Origin of the sequence: Bradyrhizobium tropiciagri, assembly GCF_001189845.1 — a bacterium.
GTDB classification, from domain to species: domain Bacteria; phylum Pseudomonadota; class Alphaproteobacteria; order Rhizobiales; family Xanthobacteraceae; genus Bradyrhizobium; species Bradyrhizobium tropiciagri.
On the sequence record NZ_LFLZ01000026.1, the window covers coordinates 93,568 to 115,893 of the forward strand.

Sequence of the window (22,326 nt, forward strand, 5' to 3'; positions counted from 1 at the left end):
TTCCCAACGGTAATCTGCGGCGCGCGAAACCGCTTCCAGCCGCGATTTTGCCTTTGTGCTGGCGCAAACAGCCGCACCGGCAGGCTTCTTAGTATTTTGTCTACGTTTTCAATCAAATAAGAACCCATGGCCCAAACGACCAGATGATTCGGGGCCGCAGAGGACTTCTGTGATCCGTTCCGTTCGCGCAGGCACATTGCGGTCGACGGCGCTGGCGACGAGCTTGGCGCTCGTTGTCGGCCTTGCCGCCATCACGCCCGACGCCCGGGCCGCCGAAGATGTTCCAACCGCAAAGCCGGCTGCCCAGGACACGGCTTCCAAATCCAGTGCTGCGAAGCCTGCCGCGCCGAAGACTGCGGCTTCCAAGAGCACCACTCCCAAGACCTCGACTTCGAAGCCGGCGGCGGCGGCTTCCAAGCCAGCCGCGACCAAGAGCAGCGAAGCCAAGAGCAGCGAAACCAAGAGCGGCGAGACCAAGCACAGCACGGCCAAGACCGACGCTGCCAAGACCGATGCTGCCAAGACCGCCGCTTCCAAGTCCGGCACGGCCAAGACTGACGGAACCAAGGCCGTCCCTCCCAAATCTGAGGCTGCCAAGACCGAGGCGCACAAGACAACAGCTCCGAAGTCCGCCGAACCGAGGACCACCACGTCCACGACTTCAAAACACACCTCGCCGGCGGCAACAGGTACTGTCTCGAGCAGATCGGTGCCCGCCCCCGCGCTGGTTCCGGCAACCCGCCAGCATGCCGCGCCGATCGCGCGCAAGCCGGTGCTGCCTGCGGCCGTGGCCGCGACATCGTCGACCTCGCAGTCGGACAAGGAAGCGCTCGCCAGTGTCGTCGAGCTGCTGCGCAAGCGCAGGCCCTCTGATGCGACCGAGGCCGAGGCGTCGATCTCCGATCCGGTCGCGCGCAAGCTTGCGGAATGGCTGATCCTGCGCAGCGAGGACAATGGCGCCTCGGTCGAGCGCTACCGCTCCTTCCTCGACGCCAATCCGAGCTGGCCCTCGCAGACCTTCCTGCGCCGCCGCATCGAGGCCTCGCTGTGGGACGACCATCGCGACGACTCCGCGGTCTGGGCCTGGTTCCAGAATGAATCGCCGGTTTCCGCCAAGGGCCGGCTCGCGCTCGCCAAGGTGATGATCGGACGCGGCGACCGCGGCAATGCCGAGCGCCTGGTCCGCGAAGCCTGGCGCAATGACGGGATGAGCGAAGAGACCGAGACCACCGCGCTCGAAATGTTCGGCTCGTTCCTGACCGCCGCCGACCACAAGGCGCGCATGGACACGATGCTCTACGGCACCGACAACGAGGCTGCCGGCATCCGCGAGGCCAAGCGGCTTGGCTCCGGCTACCTGGCGCTCGCCAAGGCGCGCATCGCCGCCAACCGCAAGGGCTCGAACCTGCGCGCGCTGCTGGAAGCGGTGCCGAGCGAACTGTCCGGCGACACCGGCTATCTGTTCGCCAAGATCCAGCTGCTCCGCCGCGAGGAGAAGTTCACCGAGGCCGCGCGGCTGATGCTGAGCGCGCCGAAGGACGCCGCTCGGCTCTACAATGCCGACGAATGGTGGGTCGAGCGCCGCCTGCTGGCGCGCAAGATGATCGACGTCAACGAGTTTCGCACCGCCTATCTGATCGCGCGCGACGCGGCGCTGCCGGCCCGCGACATCTACAAGACCGAGCAGGAATTCACCTCGGGCTGGATCGCGCTGCGCTTCCTCAACGATCCCGCCCTCGCCTCCCAGCATTTCGCGCGGATCGGCGTCGGCAGCGCCAACCCGACGGCGCTGGCGCGTGCCGGCTATTGGCAGGGCCGCGCCGCGGAAGCCGCCGGCCGCGGCCAGGAGGCGCGCGCGGCCTATGCACGCGCCGCCGAGCAATCCACCAGCTATTACGGCCAGCTCGCGCGCGCAAAACTCGGCCTGCCGCAGATCGAGCTGAACAGCGCGCCGCGGGGCCGCGGCGCCGATCGGCTGGAGATCGTGCGGGCGGTCGGGCTGCTCTACGAAATCGACGCGCGCGAGCTCGCAATCCCGATCTTCGGCGACATGGGCGACAACGGCGATCCGGAAGCGCTGGCCGGTCTTGGCGAGCTCACCGCACGCCATGGCGATGCCCGCGGCATGCTGCTGATGGGCAAGTCCGCCCTCAACCGCGGACTGCCGTTCGATCACTATGCCTATCCGGTGAATGGCATCCCGTCGTTCCGCCAGGTCGGGCCGGAGGTCGAGCAGAGCGTCGTCTACGCGATCGCGCGCCAGGAGAGCGCGTTCAATCCGGCGGTGGTGTCGCCGGCGCAGGCCTATGGCCTGATGCAGGTGACGCCGGACGCCGGACGCTATGTCTGCAAGCGGGCCGGCATCGGCTTCGATCTCAACCGGATGAAGGCCGACCCGGTCTACAATGCGATGCTTGGCGCGGCCGAGCTCGGCGGCCTGCTCGAGGACTATCGCGGCTCCTACATCCTGACCTTCGCCGCCTACAATGCCGGCCGCGGCAGCGTGAAGAAGTGGATCGAGCGTTATGGCGACCCGCGCGATCCCAAGGTCGACGCGGTCGACTGGGTCGAGCTGATTCCGTTCTCGGAGACGCGGAACTACGTCCAGCGCATCATGGAGAACCTGCAGGTCTACCGCGCCCGCTTCGGCGGCGGCACCAAATTGCAGATCGAGGCCGACCTGCGCCGCGGCGCCAGCGTGGAGTGAGCCGGCGCTGCCGGTTTTCAACAGCCTTGGGACCGGCCGTGCTCAAGCTTTACATAAATTGTCATAACTCATTGTTATAATTTGCATTTCTTTCATTCAATCGGCCTCACGCCTCCAGGTCGCTGCGCTGTATAAAGGCTCTGCGCCCGCTCCGAGGCGGCCGGCGGCCGAGCTGCCGCCAAATCACGTTGTCGCAATCTGAATCTGCCGCTTGCGGCTCAGCGCCCAGTCGGGCATATCGGCGCCATTGGAGAGGTGGCCGAGTGGCTGAAGGCAACGCTTTGCTAAAGCGTCATACGGTCTCAAGCTGTATCGAGGGTTCGAATCCCTCCCTCTCCGCCAGCCCCACAACCGGCTGTCCATCGATGGCCGCCAAGTATCTCCGTGGAGACATTCGGGCTTCGGCCCGCCCGGTGTGAACCGGCAGTCACCTCCACGTGAACGAAACATCATTTCCGGCACCTCGAAGCGAGCGCGAAACAAACCGCGCTCAACCTCCCTGCATTGTTTTCTTCACCTGAACATTTCCGGGGTAAGGCCATGCAGCACGACGACGATGGCATTCAATTCCAGGATCTCGACCAGGTTTTGCGTAACGCCCAGCTTCGCCGCTCCGCCGACTTGAGTCCCTGGCTGGGGCAGCGCTTCGTATCCAAAGCAGGCAGGCTCGTCATTGCCACTTCGCTGGCCGGCATGATTGCTGTGCTGGCGATCGTTGCTGCGCCGCGGCCGGTCTCAAGCGCTGCGCTCGGCAGCGAGTGGCAATGCAGCAAGGCGGCGTTTGTCTTGACGACCTGTCGTCAAGCCGACCCTGCGCGCTCATAGCAAGCGGCCTCATCCCTTCAGGGAACGTTGCTCGGTGCAGATTGGCCGGTGAAACCATGTGCCCGGCAGCTCCGTAGCTGGAGCGCCGACCCATTTCTTCCATTTTTGGTCCTACGGGCCGGCTGGGGCCGTTCGGTCTTTTCCCAGTCTCGAACGGCCTCATCTTTGAGTCCGTCTGTGAACTGCGTCGGCGGCAGCGTGGTCGATCTGCGACCCCTGAGCGCCTGAGCTGATCGTAGCGGCTGGTGTCGCCGCGCTGACCTCAGCCGGCGAGAGCGAGGGCCGAGATGGCAGTAGGCTTCCCCTCGGCAGGATTATTTGGCATCAAATGATCAGGAAGCCCGCACGAAGCAACCGCCAGCTAGCGAGATCGGGCTGAAGGCGAAGAACCAGGATGGATGGCTCAAGCCGCGGTCTCAGGTCAGCGATCTGCTTCGCACTGGTTCTCGTTCTGCCGGCTGCGCAGCCGCCGCCGACGGTGCATTCGCGGGACGAGTGGCGCGTAGTTGACAAGGAATGTCGCGATGTGTTGCCTCCGCAGGCAAAGATACGGGCATGCCTCAACCTGCTGAGCGATCGACGGCTCTCGACCGCCTATCTTGCGCCGATCAACGGCGAGATATCGAGCACGTTCCAGAGCCTGCGGGACTACGACAACGCCATAAAGTACAAAAAGATCGAAATCGAACGCGCGAACACCGTGGCGGAGCAGCCTTCTTCGTCGGGCGACGCACTTCCTGCAAGTCTTGGCGCGATGTCTCTGCGTTATTTGGAGCTCGGCTCACTCCAGTCGCTCAATCGCCTCACCAACTTCAACAGCCAATCGGATGAAGCGCGCCGTGTCGCCACCGAGGAGCAAAACAACTACAATCTGGCGCTTTCGTACAACCCGATGAACTACAGGGCCTATCGATACCGGGCTGAAATTCACAGCCTGTTCTGCGACGGCGCGTCCGCCGCTCAAGACATGGAAGCCGCGGTCAGGTTTGCCGAACAAGCCGGCGATCAGGATACCGCCCGCGACTACAAGCGCGTCACGCTCAGCGCCTGCATTCCGGCGTGGCGGCGAGACTAGTCTCGCGGGACCCATCAGGCTGTCGCCCCCCGCGCCAGACCACCCCGACCGTATTGTTACGGACCCGCGACTGGCAGGCTATTTGCGACGCATCCATGAATAGTTCGGCGCCGGCGGTTCTCGGTGTGCCGAACTCAGACATTCGGAGCACGCACATGAACATGCACCATCGTTTTGAGACAGCTCGCGGACGCGACGGACGAGAGTCGACGATCAGCAAGATGCTGTCCGATCTTGTCGTGGTCTGCCAGCAGATCGAAGCCGACATCGCGACCGAAGAGGCGCGCGCGGGGATTCGTGACCGGTCGGACGCCAGGTACCCGATCCTGGCAAGGTCGCTCAATGAGCGGTACGCCAATCTCAAGGGAACCATCGCCACGCTCGAGAAGCGTGTCACCGAGAGATATCAACACAGGCTGGTCACCGACGCAGCATAGCCGATCCGTGAGAAGCAAAGGGGCCCGCCGGGAGCGAGCCCCCGTCTGCTTACTGCACCGGGAAGCACTGGCGCTTGCCGTCATTCGGGCAGTAGAAGCAGGCCTTCGAGGAACAACCCGACAGGTCTCCGGCCTTGTTGAGGCTGTAGTTACAGCCCGCGGTTCTGTCACACGCCTTCACGACTGCCCCGATCGGGGCGGCAGAGGCCGACTGACCGAACGTGAACAGAGCAATCGCAGTTGCAACGGCGAAGCTCAGTGTAATCGAACGCATGATTTACCCTCCTCCACAATTGGGCCGACGCACCATTGCATCACCCTGGCAGGACTCTCGCAGGCCTGTTCCGCAATTGATGTGAGGCGGGTCACTCAGGCATATGGCTGCGTGCGTCGGCGCAGCGGTGGGCGACGTCAGCCGCTGCCGCGGGTCGATGGATCGAGATTCCTGTTCTCGCCCGGCGGGATCGGCCCGAAGCCTGGATAGACGTAACGGTCCGGAGCGACGACCGGTTCAGTTGGACGGAAGATGAGATGCTGTCGCACGCGCCGGTGATGCGCAGTTGCGGCGTCGGCGGCCGCACTGCACAGGATAACAAGGGGTAGCGTCAAGGCCAGGGAAATACGTAACGGCATTCGTAAGGCAGCGCGCATGGCATCACTCCGTTTGAGCGAACAAGTGATCGCGGGCCACAGCGCTCTATTCTGGCCCGGCCTTTCACATGTGATCAAAACCACGAGATCAGCAAGGCACGACGGCCTATCGAGCCTCGCGCGCGGTGTTCAGCGGTCGGGGAAACGCCTGCGCGCAGGCGACACCGAGCAGCGCAAGGCCGCCGCCGATGACGTGGAATGACCTGACCGGCTCGCCCAGCATCACGATCGCGGCCGCGGCGGTCAGCACCGGCAGCAGATTCATGAAGATCGCGCAGCGGTTCGGGCCGAGCTGTGCGACACCGCGGATCCACAGGAACGGCAGCACCACCGAGGCCAGCGCGCCGGCATAGACGATCAGCGGCCACGTTTCAGCGTTGACCTGGCGCAGCGGCGCCGGCGTCGCGAGGAATGCAGGAAACATCACTGCCAGCGCGCACAGCGCCTGCATGTAGGTCGACTGCCATCCGGTGATCGGCAGATTCCAGCGCTTCAGCAGCACGCCGTACAGCGCATAGACGATCGCGGCGAGCAGCATCAGGGCGTCGCCCGCGTGCACACCGTTGTGCAACAGTGACGACGAGTCACCGCCACTGACGAGATAGACGAGGCCCGCAAACGACAGAGGCGCGCCGCAGATCATGCCAAGCGTCGGCTGCTCGCCGAGCAACGCGGCACTCAGCGCGACGGTCAAGAGCGGCGTCAGCGCGGTGAAGACGGCCATGTTGGTTGCGGTCGTGGTCTCGGCCGCCAGATACGACAGGCTCTGGAACAGGCACATCGCGAGGAAACCGAGGATCGCGAGCGGCCCGAGATGCAGCCAGATCGCGCGGCGATTGCGCAAGGCGGCGCGCGCCACGAACGGCGACATCAGGAGCACTGCGACCAGCAGGCGATAGAAGGTGATCGCCTGCGGGCCGATCGTGTGCGCCGAGAGACGGGAGACGATGACGTTGCCGGCCCACAGCACGATGGCAACGAAAGGATAGAGAAGTGCGGCTTTCTGCTTGAGCATGACCTGGCAGCGCGTTGGTGAAGAAGGCACCAGCATCTACCTGTCGCGTCGGCGTCCGTCTCACGCTAGAATGACCTCACCTAGCGAAATTGGGACATGCAAGATTAAGACGTGTTGGACGAACTGATTACACGACACCTCGACTATCACGCCACGGCGCGGCCGATGGCAGCGATGGAGATCGACTATCCGAGCGGCGCGTCGACCGGCCTGCATGCGCATCCGCGCGGCCAGCTGCTCTACGCGATCGAGGGCGTGATGATCGTGCGTTGCGCCGAGGGCACCTGGGTGGTGCCGCCCAATCGCGCGGTGTGGCTGGTTGCCGATCTCGAACACGAGGTGCGCATGTGCGGCGCGGTCAAGATCCGCACCGTGTTCGTCGATGCCGCCGCGGCGCCCAATCTGCCGCGGACCAGCTGCGTGTTCACGGTCTCGCCGCTGCTGCGCGAATTGTTCGTCGCCGCGATGCGCGTACCGCTGGACTATGAGCCCGCTACCTCAGACGAGCGCCTGATGCGCGTGCTGCTCGACCAGCTGCGCGAAATCGACGTGCTGCCGCTGCATCTGCCGATGCCGCGCGACCAACGGCTCGCACGGATCTGCGCGGCGCTGCTGGCTCGCCCCGATAACACCTCGACCGCCGAGCAGTGGGCGCGCCGGCTGAAGCTGACGTCAAAGACGATCCATCGGCTGTTCGCCCGGGAGACGGGCATGACGTTCGGCGAATGGCGCCAGCAGGCACGCCTGCTGTTCGCGCTCGAACGGCTTGCGCGCGGCGCGCGGGTGGTCGATGTCGCGCTCGATGCCGGCTATACCAGCCAGAGCGCCTTCACCGCGATGTTTCGCAAGCATTTTGGCGCGACGCCCAGCGCGTTCTACCGATAGGCAGTCGTGGCGGATTAGCGCTCCGCAGGTACTGACTGGGCGAGCGGTCCCAATATCCACTCCCTGAACGCCGCGATCTTCGGAAGCCCCTGCCTGTTGTCGGGGCAGACGAGATAATACGCGAACTCCTCCAGATGCGCGGTCTCGAGCAGCTGGATCAGCTCGCCGTTCTCGATCTCGTTGGCGACCATCGCCGCCGGCAGCAGCCCTGCGCCCTGCCCGGTCAGCACGGCCTTCAGCAGCAGGCCGCTGTCGTCTAACGAGGGTCCGCGCGGCGCGCGAACCTCCGCGATGCCGTTGGCCTGAAACCACAGGCTCCATCCCTTGCGATCGGCATCATGCACCTGCGGCCAGCCCGCGAGTTCGCCGGGAGATGCCGGCCGCCCGAGACGCGCGACCAGCGAAGGCGCTGCGACCGCCACCATCTCGACCGTGACGACGCGGTCGCTGCGCAGCCCCGGATAACGGCCAAGGCCATGGCGCACCGCGACGTCGATGCCGCTGCGCGAGAAATCGACCAGCGTGTTGCTGGTGACGATCTGCAGATCGATCTCGGGATGCGTGTTCTGGAACGACGCCATGCGCGGCACCAGCCAGGCCGACGCAAAGAACGGCGTGACGCTGACCGTCAGCGTGCCGACATCAACAGATGCAGCGACGCGGCGCGACGCCTCCGCGATCTGGCGGAATGCATTGCGGATCGACGGCAGATAGTCGCGTCCGGCGTCGGTGAGATAGATGCCGCGCGGCACCCGCTCGAACAGCTTGACGCCGAGATGGGCCTCCAGCGTCTTGAGCATCTGGCTGACCGCGCCCGGCGTCACGTACAGCTCCTCGGCCGCGAGCTTCACCGAGAGATGGCGGGCGGCGGATTCGAACGCCTTGAGCGCGTTCAAGGGCGGAAGCCGGTTTTCCATGATTTAGATTTTCTAATCTTCATTGCGCAGCAAATCTGGTTTGCCAATCCGGTTATCCGGGCGCTCTATCAGCCTATCTTAATGCTGGAAGCCGCGTCAACGCAGAGAAAGCCGAACCAATAAGATTAGATTATCTAATCTTTATTTCCGGCGTCCGCGGGCGGCTTTCAGCTCCTTGCTGAAGTCAGGACTGATGGAACCAAGACATGATTGAGGCCACACATAGACTCGCTCAGCACGAGGTCGCTGCGGACGGGCATCCCAACCAAATCGTCGATCGCATCAACGCATCGCAAGCCGGCAGCCTGCCCGGCCTGCTGGACTTGCAATGGCTCGAAGCCCGACGCGGCCACATCAGCGGCCGCTTCGAGATCGCAGAGAAGCACTTCTCGCCGCACGGGCTGTTGCACGGCGCAAGCATCGTCGCCCTGGCTGACACCGCATGCGGGTTCGGCTGTCTCGCCTCCTTGCCGGACGGCGCCATTGGCTTCGCGACCGGCGAGTTGAAAACGAATTTCATCGGCGCCGCGCGCGAAGGCGGCGTGAGCTGCGAGGCGCGCCTCGTTCATGCCGGCCGCACCACCCAGGTGTGGGACGCGGAGATCACGAGCGAGGCGACCGGCAGGACCATCGCGCTGTTTCGCTGCACGCAGATGCTGCTCTATCCGCCTGCCAAGGCCGGCGACCGCGCGACACAGGGAGAACGAACATGAGGGACGCCGTCATGCACGCCGGATATCAGAGAGCAAAGCCGTTCTATGGCTGGGTGGTCGTCGCTGCGGCGTTCATCGTGACCTTCATCGGTTTCGGGAGCGCCTACACCTTCTCGTCCTTTGTCGAGTCCTTGCAGCGCGAGTTCGGCGCCTCGCGCGGCTCGGTCTCGCTGGTGTTTTCGTTCGCGGGCTTCCTGTATTTCGGTCTCGGGATCGTCTCCGGCCCGCTTGCCGATCGCTGGGGCGCGCGCAGGCTTGCTGGCGTCGGAATGGCGCTGGTCGGTCTCGGCATGGTGCTGGCGGGACAGGCGCAGACCATCCTTCAGGTCTATGCCGCCTACAGCATCGGGATCGGCGCCGGCGTCGGTTGCGCCTATGTCCCGACGCTCGGCGCCGTGCAACGCTGGTTCGTCAGGCGGCGTGGTTTTGCATCGGGCCTCGCAGTCAGCGGAATCGGCGTCGGGACGCTGGTGATGCCGCCGCTCGCGACCTGGCTGATCACGAGCCTCGGCTGGCGCGATGCCTACGTGGTGCTCGGCGTCGTTGCCGTCGTCGCCGGGATCGGCGCATCACTGCTGATCGCCGACGACCCGCGCCGCTACGGCACCGGACCGGACGGCGATCCGTTGGAGGCAGTCTCCAGTGCGCCGCTCCGCCAGGGCGTCTCGATCCGCGGCGCGGTGCGGACCGCCCGCTTCGCCGGACTCTATGCGGCCTGCCTGATCAGCGCATTCGGGGTGTTCGTGCCCTTCGTGCATCTGGTGCCGTTTGCGGTCGATCATCAGGTGGCGCCGACGCTTGCCGTGCTGCTGCTCGGCATGATCGGCGTCGGCAGCACCGCCGGCCGGTTCTTCCTCGGCGGCATCGCCGATCGCGTCGGTCGCGATGCGTTCCTGGTCGCGATGCATCTCGGCATGGCGGTCTCGCTGGCGATCTGGGCGATCGCCGGCAGCTTCTGGTCGCTCGCAGTCTTCGCGCTGCTGTTCGGCGTGTTCTATGGCGGCTGGGTGGCGATCCTGCCCGCCGTGGTCACCGACCATTTCGGCGGCCGCAATGTCGGCGGCATCATCGGCATCCTCTACACCAGCGTCGCGTTCGGGACGCTGCTGGGACCGAGCGCCGCCGGCTTCGCGTTCGACATCAGCCACAGCTACGTCATCCCGGTCGCGATCAGCGCAGCCGCCAACCTCGTCGCGGCCCTGATCGCTGTCGCGACGATGCGAACGGCCTCGCCGATCGCCTCGGTCGCGCGGCCATGACGCTTCATGACGGTCGGCGCCGTCAGTGCTACGCTTCGCCATGACCAATGCCTGGACTTATCGGCGAGCCGACCGTGACGACATCGTCGAGCTGGCATGGTGGCGCGGTGCCGGTTCGCTCGGCCTCCGGCCGCACTTCCATGACGAGAGCCAGCTCGTGCTGGTGCTGTCGGGGTCGCGCAGCTTTCGCATCGATGGTGGGACCATCACCGTGCCTGCCGGCCATGCCGCGCTGATCCCGGCAGGGATGCTGCATGCGCCGATGCCGACGCCGGACCAGCAGACGGTTTGCCTGAACGCCTATGTTCCGGCGAGCCGTGCCTGCTCATCGCTCCAGCTCGTCAGCTTCGGGGCTCGCTGGCAGCGCGTCGACGAGATCTCGCCCGAGCACATCCTCAAGATCGCGGGCGACATCCTGTCGCGTGCGCCGTCTCCCTCGACCGGACGCACCGACCGGTCGAGGCTCGGCGCCGCCCTGACGGAGAGCCTCGAGCCGATCGGCGCAGTTGCCGCAAGCTTGGGACGAAGCCGCGAAGGGTTCAGCCGCATGGCGAGGCGCGAGCTCGGCGTCGCGCCGCATGCGTTCCGCCTGCTCGCCCGGCTCAACCTTGCGCGGCAATTGCTGCGCGCCGGCGAACCGATCGCAGTCGATGCGGGCTTCTCCGACCAGAGCCACCTCACCCGGCTGTTCCGCCGCACCTTTGGCACGACGCCGGGCGTCTATTGGCGTGACTGAGGCGACGTCACAGGCGTTCCAGACGCGCCGCGGCTCCACCCGCTAGCCTGCTCACCCACGAATTGGGTGACGCATGGATATCCAGACAAGTCTTCTGCTGCTCGCCGCCGGTATCGCGGGAGGCATCATCAACGCCCTGGCGGGCGGCGCGACGCTGATCACGTTTGCGGCGATGCTCGCGGCTGGCCTGCCCGCCGTCATCGCCAACGCGTCGAATGCTGTGGCGATCTCGCCGGGGCATCTGATCGCAGCGCTCGCCGATCGCGGCAAGCTGCCGCCGCCGACGCGGCGTACGATCAGCTTCGTCCTCGTCTCGACGCTCGGCGGCGCAATCGGCGCCGGCGTCCTGCTGCTGCTTCCCGAGCGGCTGTTCGTGCTGCCGGTGCCGGCCCTGATCGGCTTCGCGACGCTGTTGTTTGGCTTCGCGCCGCAGATCCAGCGCTTGACCATCGGGCAGCACAAGACCGCGACCTTGCCGTCGGCCGGCGCGAGCAGTGCCGCCGTGGGACTGGCGTGTGTCTATGGAGGGTTCTTCGGCGCCGGGCTCGGCGTCATCCTGACCGGGGTGCTGTCGGTCACCGAGCCCAACGACATCAGGGCGATCAAGGCATTGAAGAACCTGCTCGCGACCTGCGTGTCGCTCGCCGCCACACTGATCTTCATCGTAGAGGGAGCGGTGCGCTGGCCGGAGACGTTGGCGATGCTGCTCGGCGCCATGGCCGGCGGCTATGCAGGAGGTTACCTGATCCGGGTTCTTCCCGCGCCCGTGGTCCGCCGGTTCGTCATTGTGGCCGGAGCGGTGATGACCGTAATCTACGCCGCGCGATACTGGCTCTAGATGGAGCGAGGGAGCCGAAGCTCCCGGCTCGATAGCTGTTGAGCTGGAGCGTTTTCGAGCGAAGCGGTGACCGGTTCGCGTAAGGAAAACGCGCCAAACGAAACCTAATGCGTCGTCATCCAGGCGCGGGCTTCGCGCTGGGCAGCCGCGATCTCGACGTCGGACATCTGCTCGGCGACTTCGCGGCGGTGCGCGATCGCGTCGGTACGTCCCTTGAGCGCCGCCAGGTTGAACCATTTGTGCGCCGCGACGAGGTTGACCACGCCGGAGCGGCCGCTTGCCCAATACATGCCGCGCTCGAACAGCACGTCCTGGATTGCGGTCGCAGCAACTGGGACAGCGCTTTCCCGATCGATGACCCCCTGAAACATTGTCGTCATTCCCCTTTTGTTGTTGGCCGCCCTCCCCCGAGCGCGGCCCCCGTCCACTGTTCAAACGTCCTGTTATTCGCTCGCCGTTTGCCGGCTTGTTGGGAAGATCATGGCCCATCAAATTTGAAGAGCGGTTTAAGTATCGCGATGAACGGGATGTAAACCGGCGCGGCCGGGGGCGCTGCGCGAAATCGCAGAAGTGCGTGTGCCGCAGGCACTTCCTTCGATTCGTGAACGCCGGTTTACCCTGGTATTTCGGACAACGATAACCATCGCGGACAATGGCCGCGCCTGCCGGCCGGCCCTCGCCGGCGATCAGTCTCGAAATTCACGGAGGGGCGCCGGGTCCGGCGGACGATCCACGGACCGCGCGCACACAAAAGCGACGCGAGGCCGTCAGGCCCAACGTCAATCCAGAACTGGGATGGGGAAAAGTGGCGCCGGGCGCGGACTGCGCGGGCCGCCGGAACGAGGGGGTCGGCGAACACGTCAGGACCAGATTTCAGCTCGGCATTCTCGCCGGTGAAATTGCGGAACCAAGCGGGCTCCGCACCGAACGAAGAAATCTCTGTTTCTTCTGCCGGACCGGTTTTGGGAAGGTCGCCCTCTCCGAAATTCGATCCAGCCGTTTGACCTGATGTCTCGCCGACACCCTCTTTCGTCAGCCAGAGCCTTGGGTGGGATGTGCCTCTCAGCAGTCCGTCCGCTGGCTCTCGCGACGTGCCGGCGTCAAGCCGCCGGCAATCCTCTCAAAGGCGAGAGGCTTACTTCTTCTTGGCGACCTTGCGGGTCTTCTTCGCAGTCTTCTTCACTGCGCTCTTCGCCTTCTTAACCTTCTTCGCCTTCTTTGCCTTCTTAGCCATGTTGCCCTCCAGTATGTGAGATGGCTCTTACTTCGCTGCGTGCACTCGGGAATCGATATGCACTACTTCCCGAATACACCAACAGACCGAAAAAAACAGTGTCCCGCTTAAGGAAGTGTTGACGCAGCGATGGCAGTGCGCACAGCGCGCGCCGCGTTTCAAATCGACGATGCATTCGCGCGACGATGCAAGAAATGCAACAGCGGCCGACATCGGCATTTGTCAACGTTGCAGGAAATGCCTTGTATTGTAGTCTTTTCTTGAATTCGCATTGAAGCAGTCGAAGCGCGATCGTCGTTGCGCTGAGTCGCGAGCGACGACGAAAAGCGGCGCGTTGCCGACGCCGAGTCGTAATTTTTGGCAACGAAAAAATTTTCGTGGGAAAGACCGCTTTTGCCTCGTTTGCGGTCATCCGAGCCGGTTTCGCGAACGAATCGCAGCTTCGCCGATTCGGCGCCGAGGTCGTCAGTGCGACCGTCGAGGGAGGCTGTGAGCTGGGATCACGCCGCGTTCACGCGCGCGCGACGACACCAAAGGTGATCGCGCGGGAGCATGATCCGGTTGGATCATGCGCCAAGGACAACATCATTGTCCTGTTCGTCAGATGCCGAGCTTCGACTTCAGGAGGTCGTTGACCGCTTGCGGGTTCGCCTTGCCGCCCGACGACTTCATCACCTGACCGACGAACCAGCCGACCAGTTGCGGCTTCGCCTTGGCCTGCTCGACCTTGTCGGGATTGGCCGCGATGATGTCGTCGACCACCTTCTCGATCGCGCCGAGGTCGGTGACCTGCTTCATGCCGCGCGTCTCGACGAGTGCGCGCGGATCACCGCCCTCCTGCCAGACGATCTCGAACAAGTCCTTGGCGATCTTACCGGAAATCGTTCCCTCGCCGATCAGATCGACGATCGCGGCGAGTTGCTGTGCCGACACCGGCGAGGCAGCGATCGCAACGCTCTCCTTGTTCAGCCGGCCGAACAGCTCGTTGATCACCCAGTTGGCGGCGAGCTTGCCATCGCGCGCCTTGTCGGCGAGACCCGAAAGCACCGTCTCGTAGAACTCCGCGCTCTCGCGCTCGGCGACCAGCACGCTCGCATCATAGGGCGACAGGCCAAAGCCCGTAATAAAACGGGACCGCTTCTGATCGGGCAGTTCCGGCAGCTGCGCCTTGAGGCCGTCGACGAAGGCCTGGCTGAACTCGAGCGGCAGGAGATCGGGATCCGGGAAGTAACGGTAGTCGTGCGCCTCTTCCTTGGAGCGCATCGAACGGGTCTCGCCCTTGTTCGGATCGAACAGCCGGGTCTCCTGGTCGATGGTGCCGCCGTCCTCAATGATCTCGATCTGACGCCGCGCCTCGTACTCGATTGCCTGGCCGATGAAGTTGACCGAGTTCATGTTCTTGATTTCACAGCGGGTGCCGAACGCGGTCTCGCCGTAGCGGCGCACCGAGACGTTGACGTCGGCGCGCAGATTGCCCTTCTCCATGTCACCGTCGCAGGTGCCGAGGTAGCGCAGGATCGAGCGCAGCTTGGTGACGTAGGCCTTGGCCTGCTCGGCATCGCGGATGTCGGGCTTGGAGACGATCTCCATCAGCGCGACGCCGCAGCGGTTGAGGTCGACATAGGACATCGTCGGCGACTGATCGTGCAGCAGCTTGCCGGCGTCCTGTTCCAGATGCAGCCGCTCGATCCCGATCGTGACGCTACGGCCGCCGTCGAGCTCGAGCGACACCTCGCCCTCGCCCACGATCGGCGACTTGTACTGGCTGATCTGGTAGCCCTGCGGCGAGTCCGGATAGAAATAGTTCTTGCGGTCGAACACCGAGCGCAGGTTGATCTTCGCATTCAGCCCGAGGCCGGTGAGCACCGCCTGGCGGACGCACTCCTCGTTGATGACAGGCAGCATGCCCGGCATCGCGGCATCGACCAACGAGACGTGGGAGTTGGGCTCACCGCCGAACGCGGTCGACGCGCCGGAGAACAGCTTTGAGTTCGAGGTGACCTGGGCATGGACCTCCATGCCGATCACGACCTCCCAATCGCCGGTGGCGCTCTTGATCAGTCTATGCGGGGCGGCAGCTACGGTCATGGATCTCGGTTTCCGGATAGATGATATCATGTATGGATTGGGCTTCGCGCAACCGACCGCGCCAGTCAAGCCGCCGTGCTGTCCCCTTGCCGCCCCTAGCTACGCATTGAGGCGCGGATCAGAGCCCGCGCCGGAACTGCTGGTAGGCCTTGCTCGAGCGCAGCGCGTCCGCGCCGCCCGCAATCAGCTGGTCGACCTGCTCCGGCGGCAGCGACAGCCGCGTCGGGATGGCGTTCAGGATACCGGCGCGTTCCGGTCCCAGCCGGTCGAAGCCGAGCCGCTCGACATAGATCGCGACGTCACCGCACTTCCAGCCGGCGCCGACGCCGAGCCGGCTCCGGTCCGCCGCCGACAGGCCGCAGCGCCAGCGCTTCAGCTTGCCCGACCAGTCGCCGGCGAGCGCGGTGAAGGCCGCGTAGCTCGAACGCACGCTGGAATCGATTGCGGTGTCGGCCGCCGCCGATACCAGCTCGACGCCGTTCGGTCCTTCGAGCGTCTGCACGAAATCACCGGAGACGCCGCGGCCGGCATCGACCACCAGGAACAGGATGCGCTTCAGCTTGGCCGCCTGTCGCTCGTCGAGCGGCTCGTAAGGACGCTGTGCGGCCAGCAGACCGATGCTGAGCGCCGACAGCCCGTAATTGTCGACGAGCCCGCCATCGAGCAGCTTGACGTAGCGCATCGAGCCGTCGCGGTAGCGCGCCTGGGCCTCGGCGTAGGAGCGCAGCAAAGGTTGCGCGTTCGGATCGTTGCGCACCCGATCGTACCATCGGCAGCGGCGCGGCGCAGCCGCCGGGATAGTTTGCAGCACGATCGGGGCAAATGCCAGCGGCACCGCGGCCGACGCCGCCACCGCTTCGGCGACGCGATAGGAGCGGATATCGCTGCAAAGTGCGTCGAACGAGGCCTTGCCGAACACGAACGGCGTGCGGTTGTAGATGTCGGAGGCGTTGATCCACACCCGCGGCCGGCGGTCGTCGGGCAATGCCTCGAACCGCGCGCCGTCGAACAGATTCTGGTCGAGCCAATCGGTGAACTGGCTGTCGTTGACGCCGCCGCCCAGCGCGCGCCCGATATTGCCGAGCGAGATCCTGGTCTTCAGTCCCTCCTCGGCATTGCGCAGCAGGAAGCGTTCGCGGAAATCGGCGAGCGCCGCGCGCCGCTTCAATCCGAAATAAGCGGCGGTAACCGATCCGCCGGAGACGCCGGAGACGAAATCGACGCGATCGAGCAGCGTCTTGCTGCCGGCGGCATTGGAGTGCACCCGGTCGAGCTCTTCGAGCACGCCGTACGAAAACGCCGCCGCGCGCGTGCCGCCGCCGGAGAACGACAGCGCGAGCAACAGGTCATCTTCATAGGTCGGATAGTCGCGGGCGCTGCTGTTGTCGGCGAGCGCGGCACCGAGCGGCACATTGCCGGGCAGATTGTAGACGGAGGCGCAGCCGGCAAGGCTCGCTCCCACCACGGCCACCAGCAGCGCTGACAGCCATCCCCCTATGCCCGACCCACGCACGAATACTCTCTTTGCCACTGGCCCCCGTCCGGTTCCACCAGCCTATCACGGTCAATCTGGGCGGCGGCATGGCGGCCGAAACACGGTTAATGCGACAAACGGTGACCGGGTGCCGCCGGCCAAGCAAATTGGCGATCCGGCGACCAACCAGATCAGGTCCCCGGCAGCAGCCCCTCCTGTGTCATGGTCTGCACCGTGTAGCGGCCGGCCCGGACGAAGTTGCGTCCGGGGTCCAAATCCGGTGCGTTGATGTTCAATTCGGCGGCCGATCGGGCAAACGACCTGAGATAGCCGGTGTTCTGCGCGCCCACGGCAACGAAGGCATCCAGCGTCACTTCGACATTCGCGGATTGTGGCAAACCGGTCGACAGCAGCACGTCGACACGCAGCGTCGTCGAGAATTTGGCAGGCAATGCCGAGACGCAGGTCAGCGAAAAGTTCGGCGGCTGTGTGACCTGCCCTTCCACATAGATCGGCGGGCTCGGCCCCGGCGTCGCGCTGGCCATGATCACTCTGCTCATGTCCGGCAGGCCGGTCGCGCTGACCATGAAGGCGTAGATGCGCGGGCCATCGAGGTTCTAAAAGGTGAAGCCTTGCACGTACTGGATCGGCCAGCCGCCGCCGACTACGGTGACATTGCGCCAAGTGACGGCGGGATTGCCGATCAGCCATCGCACATAGTCGTCGGTCGATCCGAACGATGGCGGCAGCGGATCGGGATGCTCGGCCGTCGTGATCTGCGCGATCAGGCAATACTGACCGGCTTGGTCCGGGGTCCATTTGAAGGCGGTGTCGCCGACCACCACCGCACCCGGCTCGCGCGCATCGAGCTTGAGGTGGTCTTGCCCCGGAATAGCGGTGGGAATTCGATTGTTGCGCCAGGTGCTGATATCGCTCAGCACACCGCCCGGCGCATAATAGAGATACAGCGCGCCGGTCTGCGCGGCGTTGAAAAGATTGGTGGCGCGGCAATAGATGTAATTCGGCACGCCAGCGGCGACGTTCCTGTACCAGGTGGTGCCATAGTTCTGCACAAGGAAAGTGTCCGGATCGGGAAGCGGCTGGTCGCCCCAGACGATGATGTCGGGCGATTTGCAGATGGTGGCCGCCGCGTCCGGGACCGCACCGGCATCGTCGAGCGCACTGCGAATGAACAGATCGTCGTAAGTCGGCATGACGTGCTTCGGCGCCTTCGTGCTGACTATTTGTGGTTGTGCTTAAGCCAAACACCCGGCCGTCGCAAGACCGTCGCGGCACCGGCGAAGCGCTTTAAATCGGCGGATGGGAAGTGAGAGCCGGATCGAGGCGCCAGCAGCGCCCTCGCCGTTACGACGCGAGCAGTGCGGACACAATCCGCTCCCACTCGGCCTCGAGCGTGTCCTTTGCGACCGGCTGGCCGGCCCGGCGATACCAGTAGCCGGCATTGCCGAGGTCGCCCTCGACGCGATGCAGATAGGCGTGCACCCAGGCCGAATTGGCGCCGCTCTCATTCATCACGATGCGGTGCGCCTGATCCCAATCGCCCTTCTTCGCCCACCACAATGCGGCGAGCGGCGGCGACAGCGCCGCATCAGGCGCGGTATCAGCAAGACTGGCGCGGAAATCCGCCATCGCTCACCACCATTTGGGCGCCGTGAAGCGGCCGGCCGCCTGCTCGATCACCTCGCCGAGCGAGAACAGCGTCTCCTCGTCGAACGGACGGCCGATCAGTTGCAGGCCGAGCGGCAAGCCCTGGGTGTCCTTGCCCGCGGGCACCGCGATGCCCGGCAGGCCCGCCATGTTCACGGTCACCGTGAAGATGTCGTTGAGATACATCTCGACCGGATCGGCGCCGCCCTTCTCGCCGATGCCGAACGCCGCCGACGGCGTCGCCGGCGTCAGGATCGCATTCACGCCCTTGGCGAAGCAGTCCTCGAAGTCCTTCTTGATCAGCGTCCGCACCTTCTGCGCACGCAGATAATAGGCGTCGTAATAGCCGGCCGACAGCACATAGGTGCCGATCAGGACGCGGCGGCGGACCTCGTCGCCGAAGCCGTCGGCGCGGGTGTTCTCGTACATCTCGATGATGTTCTTGCCCGGATCGCGCAGCCCGTAGCGCACGCCGTCATAGCGCGCGAGGTTCGACGAGGCCTCCGCCGGCGCCACGATGTAATAGGCCGGCAATGCGTATTTGGTGTGCGGCAGCGACACCTCGACGAGCTCGGCGCCGGCGGCCTTCAGCCATTGCGCGCCCTCGCTCCACAGCTTCTCGATCTCGGCCGGCATGCCGTCGAGGCGATATTCCCTGGGGATGCCGATCTTCATGCTCTTCACGGACTTGCCGATCGCGGCCTCATAGTCCGGCACCGCGATGTCGACCGACGTGGTGTCCTTCGGGTCGTGCCCCGCCATCGAGCGCATCAGGATCGCGGCGTCGCGCGTGGTGCGCGCGATCGGGCCGGCCTGGTCGAGCGAGGATGCGAATGCCACGATGCCCCAGCGCGAGCAGCGGCCGTAGGTCGGCTTGATGCCGACGGTCGCGGTGAACGCGGCCGGCTGGCGGATCGAGCCGCCGGTGTCGGTCGCAGTCGCGCCCATGCAGAGCAGCGCCGCCACCGCCGAGGCCGAGCCGCCGGACGAACCGCCCGGCACCAGCGTGGTGTTGGATCCCTCGCGGCGCCACGGGTTGGTGACCGGGCCGAAGCACGAGGTCTCGTTCGACGAGCCCATCGCGAACTCGTCGTTGTTGAGCTTGCCGAGCAGCACCGCGCCGTCGCGCCAGAGCTGCGAGGTCACCGTGGACTCGTAGGGCGGAATGAAATTGCCGAGGATCTTCGAGCACGCCGTGGTTCGGATATCGCGGGTCGCGAACAGATCCTTGATGCCGAGCGGAATGCCGGCCAGCGGTCCGCCGTCACCCCTTGCAATTTTCACGTCGGCGGCCATGGCCATCTCGCGCGCCCGGTCGGGCGTCTCGAGCACATAGGCATTGAGCACGCGCGCGGCTTCGATGGCCGCGAGATGCGCGTCAGTCAGTTCGCGGGCGGTGAAAGACTTGCTCGCCAGGCCCTCGCGGGCCTCGGCGATCGTCAGCGATGTCAAATCGGTCATTTATTGATCGGGCTGCAGAAGAACGGAGACAGGGTTTTGTCGTTGGCGGGGTCGTCTTGGCGCGCCCGGTTATTGGCATTTTCCTTGGCGCGGGCGGCATCGAGCGCCTCGAGATGGTCGAGCACGGCGTCCATCGCCGCATTGGGGTCGGCGACCTTCCCCTTGCGCTCCATCGCATCGAGGAAGTCCATATAGGCCTTGTAGGCCTTCTCATCGTCGCAGAGCAGACACATTGGACTTTTGTCGCTTTGTTTGACGCGTTCTCTTCACGCGAACCGGTACCCACTTCGCTTGAGAACGCTATGCTGGGCTCTTTACTCGACCACTTTCGGCACCAGGAAGAAGTCGTTCACGGTGTCGGGCGCATTGCGGACGATGACGTCGGCGATCTCGCCGTCATTGACCACGTCGGCGCGCTTCTTCATCTCCATCGGCGTCACCGAGGTCATCGGCTCGACGCCCTCGATATCCACCTCCGACAGCTGCTCGACAAAGGCCAGCATCGCGTTCAGCTCGCCCTGGAGATGGGGAACTTCGGCGTCGCTGACCGCGATCCGCGCCAGATGCGCGATGCGGCGGACAGTCGTGGCATCTACGGACATTATATAGGGCCTCGGGTGGTCAGGCTGAAAGGTCAGCCTGCGGTATAGCAGAGGCCGGTTTTGCGCCGCAACCGCGGCCCCGAGAGCCTATGCACCCCGCCTGGGGCCCCCCGGCGAGACATTCCGGGCGCGCATTGAGGCTGCAAAACCGCACGACGAAACCACTTCGTGCCCGCCACGAAGTGGTCCGGAAACATTGCCGGCGCCTACTGCCTCCAAACAGAAAAGTTCGGAGTGCGTCATGTCAATGCTCGAAAGCCGCCCCCGGTCCGAGGGCTGGGACCCCGCCTTGTGGTCGATCGGCACGGTGCTGGGGATCGCGATCCTTTACGTGGCCTGCCTGGTCTGAGCGAGGCAAGACATGGCCATGTCCCAGGCAAAGGCTCTGCAGGAAAAGGCTGAGATGTTCGAGCGCCGCGCCGAAAGCGCCGCAGATCCAATTTCGCGGCAACATTACAAGGAAATGGCCGCGCATTATCGCAGGCTCGCGACCGAGCACCTGGAGATCAGCCGGGACGAGGCCGCGCGTCAGGCCTGAGACAACGCCCCCATCCGCGCCAGCGCCGCGCCGGCCAGTGCGCGGGTTAGCTCCGCGGCCGGCATTTCCTTGCCCATACGTACCGCCTGCCCAGCCCAAAGATTGGTGAAATCGACCTTGCCCTGTTTTTCGGCAGCCGCCTTCAGGGGTCCGAGGGCGGTCGCCGCATGCGGGAACGCCGGCGCGTCAGGCGAGATCGGGCCGACCTCGCGCATCACGCGGTTGGCGACGCCGCGCGCCGGGCGGCCGGTCATCACATTGGTGATAACGGTCGATTCATCGCTGGCCTGCGCCAGCGCAACACGGCCCTGCGCGGTCACCTTGGACTCCGGACAGCGCAGATAGGCCGTGCCGATTTGCACGGCCGAGGCGCCGAGCGCGAAGGCCGCCGCGATGCCGCGTCCGTCAGCGATGCCGCCGGCCGCGACGACCGGCACCTTCACCGCATCCACCACCTGCGGCAGCAGCGAGAATGTGCCCGGCTGCTCGGCAATGGTCTCGGTCAGGAACATGGCGCGATGGCCGCCGGCGTCGGCGCCCTGCGCGATGATGACGTCGGCGCCGTTCTCCTCGAGCCAGATCGCCTCCTTCACGGTCGTCGCCGACGACATCACGACGGCGCCCGCTCCCTTCACCCGCTGCAGCAGTCTTGGCTCCGGCAGGCCGAAATGGAAGCTGACGACCTCGGGCTTCAGCTCCTCGACCACGGCGCAGAACGCCGCATCGAATGGCGCGCGGTTCGCCGCGTTGATCGGTGCGTTGGGATCGAGGCCGTGCTCGCGATAGTAAGGCGCCAGCCGCTGCCGCCATGTCGCCTCGCGCGCCGGATCGGCATCGACCGCCTTGTGGCAGAAGAAGTTGAGGTTGACCGGCGCGGAGACGCGCTGGCGGATGATGTTGACCTGCTCGCGCGCCTTCTCGGCCGACAGCATCGCGCATGGCAGCGAGCCGAGCCCGCCGCCCTGCGCCACCGCAATCACCAGCTCCGCATCCATCACGCCGGCCATCGGTGCCAGCACGATCGGGAATTCGGTCTTGAAACGATCGATCAATCGACGGTCCGGCCACATGGTGTGTCTCTTTCCTGGCTTGCTCGGAATTACCCTCTCCCCTTGTGGGAGAGGGTGACTTCGATGCGGAAGCATCGAAGTCGGGTGAGGGGTTTCTCTCCGCGGAGACAGACCCCTCATCCGGCGCGGACTT

At 65.0% G+C, this 22,326-nt stretch carries 24 protein-coding genes and 1 tRNA gene; 11 read left to right on the forward strand and 14 right to left on the reverse strand.

Annotation, left to right across the window (positions count from 1 at the left end; all coding sequences use genetic code 11):
• Positions 1-223: 223 nt before the first annotated feature.
• The 5 genes from AKN84_RS21510 to AKN84_RS21530 all read left to right on the forward strand — a co-directional run bounded on the left by AKN84_RS21510 (position 224) and on the right by AKN84_RS21530 (position 5,044).
• Positions 224-2,707: a lytic transglycosylase domain-containing protein gene (locus tag AKN84_RS21510; RefSeq protein ID WP_050422648.1), complete on the forward strand. Its 2,484-nt coding sequence runs from the start codon at positions 224-226 to the stop codon at positions 2,705-2,707.
• 249 nt (positions 2,708-2,956) lie between these two features.
• Positions 2,957-3,049 (forward strand) — tRNA-Ser (locus tag AKN84_RS21515).
• Between the two features lie 198 nt (positions 3,050-3,247).
• On the forward strand, positions 3,248-3,532 hold the full coding sequence (locus tag AKN84_RS21520; protein WP_050422623.1) for a hypothetical protein: 285 nt from the start codon (positions 3,248-3,250) through the stop codon (positions 3,530-3,532).
• A gap of 394 nt (positions 3,533-3,926) precedes the next feature.
• Positions 3,927-4,607, forward strand: a complete 681-nt coding sequence (locus tag AKN84_RS21525) for a hypothetical protein (RefSeq protein WP_050422624.1) — start codon at positions 3,927-3,929, stop codon at positions 4,605-4,607.
• A gap of 155 nt (positions 4,608-4,762) precedes the next feature.
• On the forward strand, positions 4,763-5,044 hold the full coding sequence (locus AKN84_RS21530; protein ID WP_050422625.1) for a hypothetical protein: 282 nt from the start codon (positions 4,763-4,765) through the stop codon (positions 5,042-5,044).
• Positions 5,045-5,093: 49 nt separating this feature from the next.
• Here the strand turns inward: AKN84_RS21530 and AKN84_RS21535 are convergent, their stop codons facing one another.
• The 3 genes from AKN84_RS21535 to AKN84_RS21540 form a co-directional block, all read right to left on the reverse strand.
• A complete protein-coding gene (locus tag AKN84_RS21535) occupies positions 5,094-5,318 on the reverse strand; it encodes a hypothetical protein (RefSeq protein ID WP_050422626.1) in 225 nt (74 codons plus the stop codon).
• Between the two features lie 137 nt (positions 5,319-5,455).
• The gene (locus AKN84_RS45810) at positions 5,456-5,695 is read right to left on the reverse strand and encodes a hypothetical protein (RefSeq protein ID WP_244485356.1); all 240 of its coding nucleotides are present in this window, start codon (positions 5,693-5,695) and stop codon (positions 5,456-5,458) included.
• Positions 5,696-5,801: 106 nt separating this feature from the next.
• A complete protein-coding gene (locus AKN84_RS21540) occupies positions 5,802-6,710 on the reverse strand; it encodes a DMT family transporter (RefSeq protein ID WP_050422627.1) in 909 nt (302 codons plus the stop codon).
• A 111-nt stretch (positions 6,711-6,821) separates the two neighbouring features.
• On the opposite strand from AKN84_RS21540, the gene AKN84_RS21545 reads away from it, so the two are divergent.
• Entirely contained in the window at positions 6,822-7,595 is a 774-nt protein-coding gene (locus AKN84_RS21545) for an AraC family transcriptional regulator (RefSeq protein WP_244485358.1), read from the forward strand.
• 14 nt (positions 7,596-7,609) lie between these two features.
• On the opposite strand, the gene gcvA is transcribed toward AKN84_RS21545, so the two are convergent.
• On the reverse strand, positions 7,610-8,512 hold the full coding sequence (gcvA, locus tag AKN84_RS21550; protein WP_050422629.1) for a transcriptional regulator GcvA: 903 nt from the start codon (positions 8,510-8,512) through the stop codon (positions 7,610-7,612).
• A 206-nt stretch (positions 8,513-8,718) separates the two neighbouring features.
• Here gcvA and AKN84_RS21555 point away from each other — a divergent pair, with 206 nt between their 5' ends.
• The 4 genes from AKN84_RS21555 (at position 8,719) to AKN84_RS21570 (ending at position 12,058) form a co-directional block, all read left to right on the forward strand.
• Positions 8,719-9,225: a PaaI family thioesterase gene (locus tag AKN84_RS21555; RefSeq protein ID WP_050422630.1), complete on the forward strand. Its 507-nt coding sequence runs from the start codon at positions 8,719-8,721 to the stop codon at positions 9,223-9,225.
• On the forward strand, positions 9,222-10,484 hold the full coding sequence (locus AKN84_RS21560; protein ID WP_244485360.1) for an MFS transporter: 1,263 nt from the start codon (positions 9,222-9,224) through the stop codon (positions 10,482-10,484). Before AKN84_RS21555 ends, AKN84_RS21560 begins: the two co-directional genes overlap by 4 nt.
• Positions 10,485-10,509: 25 nt before the next feature.
• Positions 10,510-11,220: a helix-turn-helix transcriptional regulator gene (locus AKN84_RS21565; protein WP_128971047.1), complete on the forward strand. Its 711-nt coding sequence runs from the start codon at positions 10,510-10,512 to the stop codon at positions 11,218-11,220.
• A gap of 73 nt (positions 11,221-11,293) precedes the next feature.
• Positions 11,294-12,058 (forward strand): sulfite exporter TauE/SafE family protein, encoded by a 765-nt coding sequence (locus AKN84_RS21570; protein WP_050422632.1) that lies wholly within the window; start codon positions 11,294-11,296, stop codon positions 12,056-12,058.
• 104 nt (positions 12,059-12,162) lie between these two features.
• Here AKN84_RS21570 and AKN84_RS21575 read toward each other — a convergent pair whose 3' ends face one another.
• From AKN84_RS21575 to gatC, 9 genes are all read right to left on the reverse strand, one after another.
• The gene (locus tag AKN84_RS21575; protein WP_050422633.1) at positions 12,163-12,429 is read right to left on the reverse strand and encodes a hypothetical protein; all 267 of its coding nucleotides are present in this window, start codon (positions 12,427-12,429) and stop codon (positions 12,163-12,165) included.
• Positions 12,430-13,892: 1,463 nt separating this feature from the next.
• Positions 13,893-15,380 (reverse strand): Asp-tRNA(Asn)/Glu-tRNA(Gln) amidotransferase subunit GatB, encoded by a 1,488-nt coding sequence (gene gatB / locus AKN84_RS21580; protein ID WP_050422634.1) that lies wholly within the window; start codon positions 15,378-15,380, stop codon positions 13,893-13,895.
• Positions 15,381-15,498: 118 nt separating this feature from the next.
• Complete coding sequence (locus AKN84_RS21585; protein ID WP_244485362.1) at positions 15,499-16,893, reverse strand: patatin-like phospholipase family protein; 1,395 nt, start codon at positions 16,891-16,893, stop codon at positions 15,499-15,501.
• 152 nt (positions 16,894-17,045) lie between these two features.
• Complete coding sequence (locus AKN84_RS21590) at positions 17,046-17,399, reverse strand: hypothetical protein (protein ID WP_128971048.1); 354 nt, start codon at positions 17,397-17,399, stop codon at positions 17,046-17,048.
• A 72-nt stretch (positions 17,400-17,471) separates the two neighbouring features.
• Positions 17,472-18,068: a hypothetical protein gene (locus AKN84_RS21595; protein ID WP_050422636.1), complete on the reverse strand. Its 597-nt coding sequence runs from the start codon at positions 18,066-18,068 to the stop codon at positions 17,472-17,474.
• Positions 18,069-18,219: 151 nt separating this feature from the next.
• A complete protein-coding gene (locus AKN84_RS21600; RefSeq protein WP_050422637.1) occupies positions 18,220-18,504 on the reverse strand; it encodes a hypothetical protein in 285 nt (94 codons plus the stop codon).
• A gap of 3 nt (positions 18,505-18,507) precedes the next feature.
• Positions 18,508-19,983, reverse strand: coding sequence for an Asp-tRNA(Asn)/Glu-tRNA(Gln) amidotransferase subunit GatA (gene gatA, locus AKN84_RS21605; RefSeq protein WP_050422638.1), 1,476 nt, complete (start codon positions 19,981-19,983; stop codon positions 18,508-18,510).
• Complete coding sequence (locus AKN84_RS21610) at positions 19,980-20,216, reverse strand: hypothetical protein (protein WP_021078336.1); 237 nt, start codon at positions 20,214-20,216, stop codon at positions 19,980-19,982. Before AKN84_RS21610 ends, gatA begins: the two co-directional genes overlap by 4 nt.
• Before the next feature lie 81 nt (positions 20,217-20,297).
• Complete coding sequence (gene gatC / locus AKN84_RS21615) at positions 20,298-20,585, reverse strand: Asp-tRNA(Asn)/Glu-tRNA(Gln) amidotransferase subunit GatC (protein WP_050422639.1); 288 nt, start codon at positions 20,583-20,585, stop codon at positions 20,298-20,300.
• Positions 20,586-20,946: 361 nt separating this feature from the next.
• On the opposite strand from gatC, the gene AKN84_RS47435 reads away from it, so the two are divergent.
• Positions 20,947-21,123, forward strand: a complete 177-nt coding sequence (locus tag AKN84_RS47435; protein WP_157863328.1) for a hypothetical protein — start codon at positions 20,947-20,949, stop codon at positions 21,121-21,123.
• Here AKN84_RS47435 and AKN84_RS21620 read toward each other — a convergent pair.
• On the reverse strand, positions 21,114-22,193 hold the full coding sequence (locus AKN84_RS21620) for an NAD(P)H-dependent flavin oxidoreductase (RefSeq protein ID WP_050422640.1): 1,080 nt from the start codon (positions 22,191-22,193) through the stop codon (positions 21,114-21,116). The genes AKN84_RS47435 and AKN84_RS21620 overlap by 10 nt on opposite strands.
• Between the last annotated feature and the right edge of the window lie 133 nt (positions 22,194-22,326).

Excerpts from the sequence above, each read along its gene's own strand:
- AKN84_RS21520 (WP_050422623.1), top strand. The coding sequence starts at position 3,248 with ATGCAGCACGACGACGATGGCATTCAATTCCAGGATCTCGACCAGGTT.
- AKN84_RS21525 (WP_050422624.1), top strand. The coding sequence starts at position 3,927 with ATGGATGGCTCAAGCCGCGGTCTCAGGTCAGCGATCTGCTTCGCACTG.
- AKN84_RS21530 (WP_050422625.1), top strand. The coding sequence starts at position 4,763 with ATGAACATGCACCATCGTTTTGAGACAGCTCGCGGACGCGACGGACGA.
- AKN84_RS21535 (WP_050422626.1), bottom strand. The coding sequence starts at position 5,318 with ATGCGTTCGATTACACTGAGCTTCGCCGTTGCAACTGCGATTGCTCTG.
- AKN84_RS45810 (WP_244485356.1), bottom strand. The coding sequence starts at position 5,695 with ATGCGCGCTGCCTTACGAATGCCGTTACGTATTTCCCTGGCCTTGACG.
- AKN84_RS21540 (WP_050422627.1), bottom strand. The coding sequence starts at position 6,710 with ATGCTCAAGCAGAAAGCCGCACTTCTCTATCCTTTCGTTGCCATCGTG.
- gcvA (WP_050422629.1), bottom strand. The coding sequence starts at position 8,512 with ATGGAAAACCGGCTTCCGCCCTTGAACGCGCTCAAGGCGTTCGAATCC.
- AKN84_RS21555 (WP_050422630.1), top strand. The coding sequence starts at position 8,719 with ATGATTGAGGCCACACATAGACTCGCTCAGCACGAGGTCGCTGCGGAC.
- AKN84_RS21560 (WP_244485360.1), top strand. The coding sequence starts at position 9,222 with ATGAGGGACGCCGTCATGCACGCCGGATATCAGAGAGCAAAGCCGTTC.
- AKN84_RS21570 (WP_050422632.1), top strand. The coding sequence starts at position 11,294 with ATGGATATCCAGACAAGTCTTCTGCTGCTCGCCGCCGGTATCGCGGGA.
- AKN84_RS21575 (WP_050422633.1), bottom strand. The coding sequence starts at position 12,429 with ATGTTTCAGGGGGTCATCGATCGGGAAAGCGCTGTCCCAGTTGCTGCG.
- gatB (WP_050422634.1), bottom strand. The coding sequence starts at position 15,380 with ATGACCGTAGCTGCCGCCCCGCATAGACTGATCAAGAGCGCCACCGGC.
- AKN84_RS21590 (WP_128971048.1), bottom strand. The coding sequence starts at position 17,399 with ATGGCCAGCGCGACGCCGGGGCCGAGCCCGCCGATCTATGTGGAAGGG.
- AKN84_RS21595 (WP_050422636.1), bottom strand. The coding sequence starts at position 18,068 with ATGCCGACTTACGACGATCTGTTCATTCGCAGTGCGCTCGACGATGCC.
- AKN84_RS21600 (WP_050422637.1), bottom strand. The coding sequence starts at position 18,504 with ATGGCGGATTTCCGCGCCAGTCTTGCTGATACCGCGCCTGATGCGGCG.
- gatA (WP_050422638.1), bottom strand. The coding sequence starts at position 19,983 with ATGACCGATTTGACATCGCTGACGATCGCCGAGGCCCGCGAGGGCCTG.
- AKN84_RS21610 (WP_021078336.1), bottom strand. The coding sequence starts at position 20,216 with ATGTGTCTGCTCTGCGACGATGAGAAGGCCTACAAGGCCTATATGGAC.
- gatC (WP_050422639.1), bottom strand. The coding sequence starts at position 20,585 with ATGTCCGTAGATGCCACGACTGTCCGCCGCATCGCGCATCTGGCGCGG.
- AKN84_RS47435 (WP_157863328.1), top strand. The coding sequence starts at position 20,947 with ATGGCCATGTCCCAGGCAAAGGCTCTGCAGGAAAAGGCTGAGATGTTC.
- AKN84_RS21620 (WP_050422640.1), bottom strand. The coding sequence starts at position 22,193 with ATGTGGCCGGACCGTCGATTGATCGATCGTTTCAAGACCGAATTCCCG.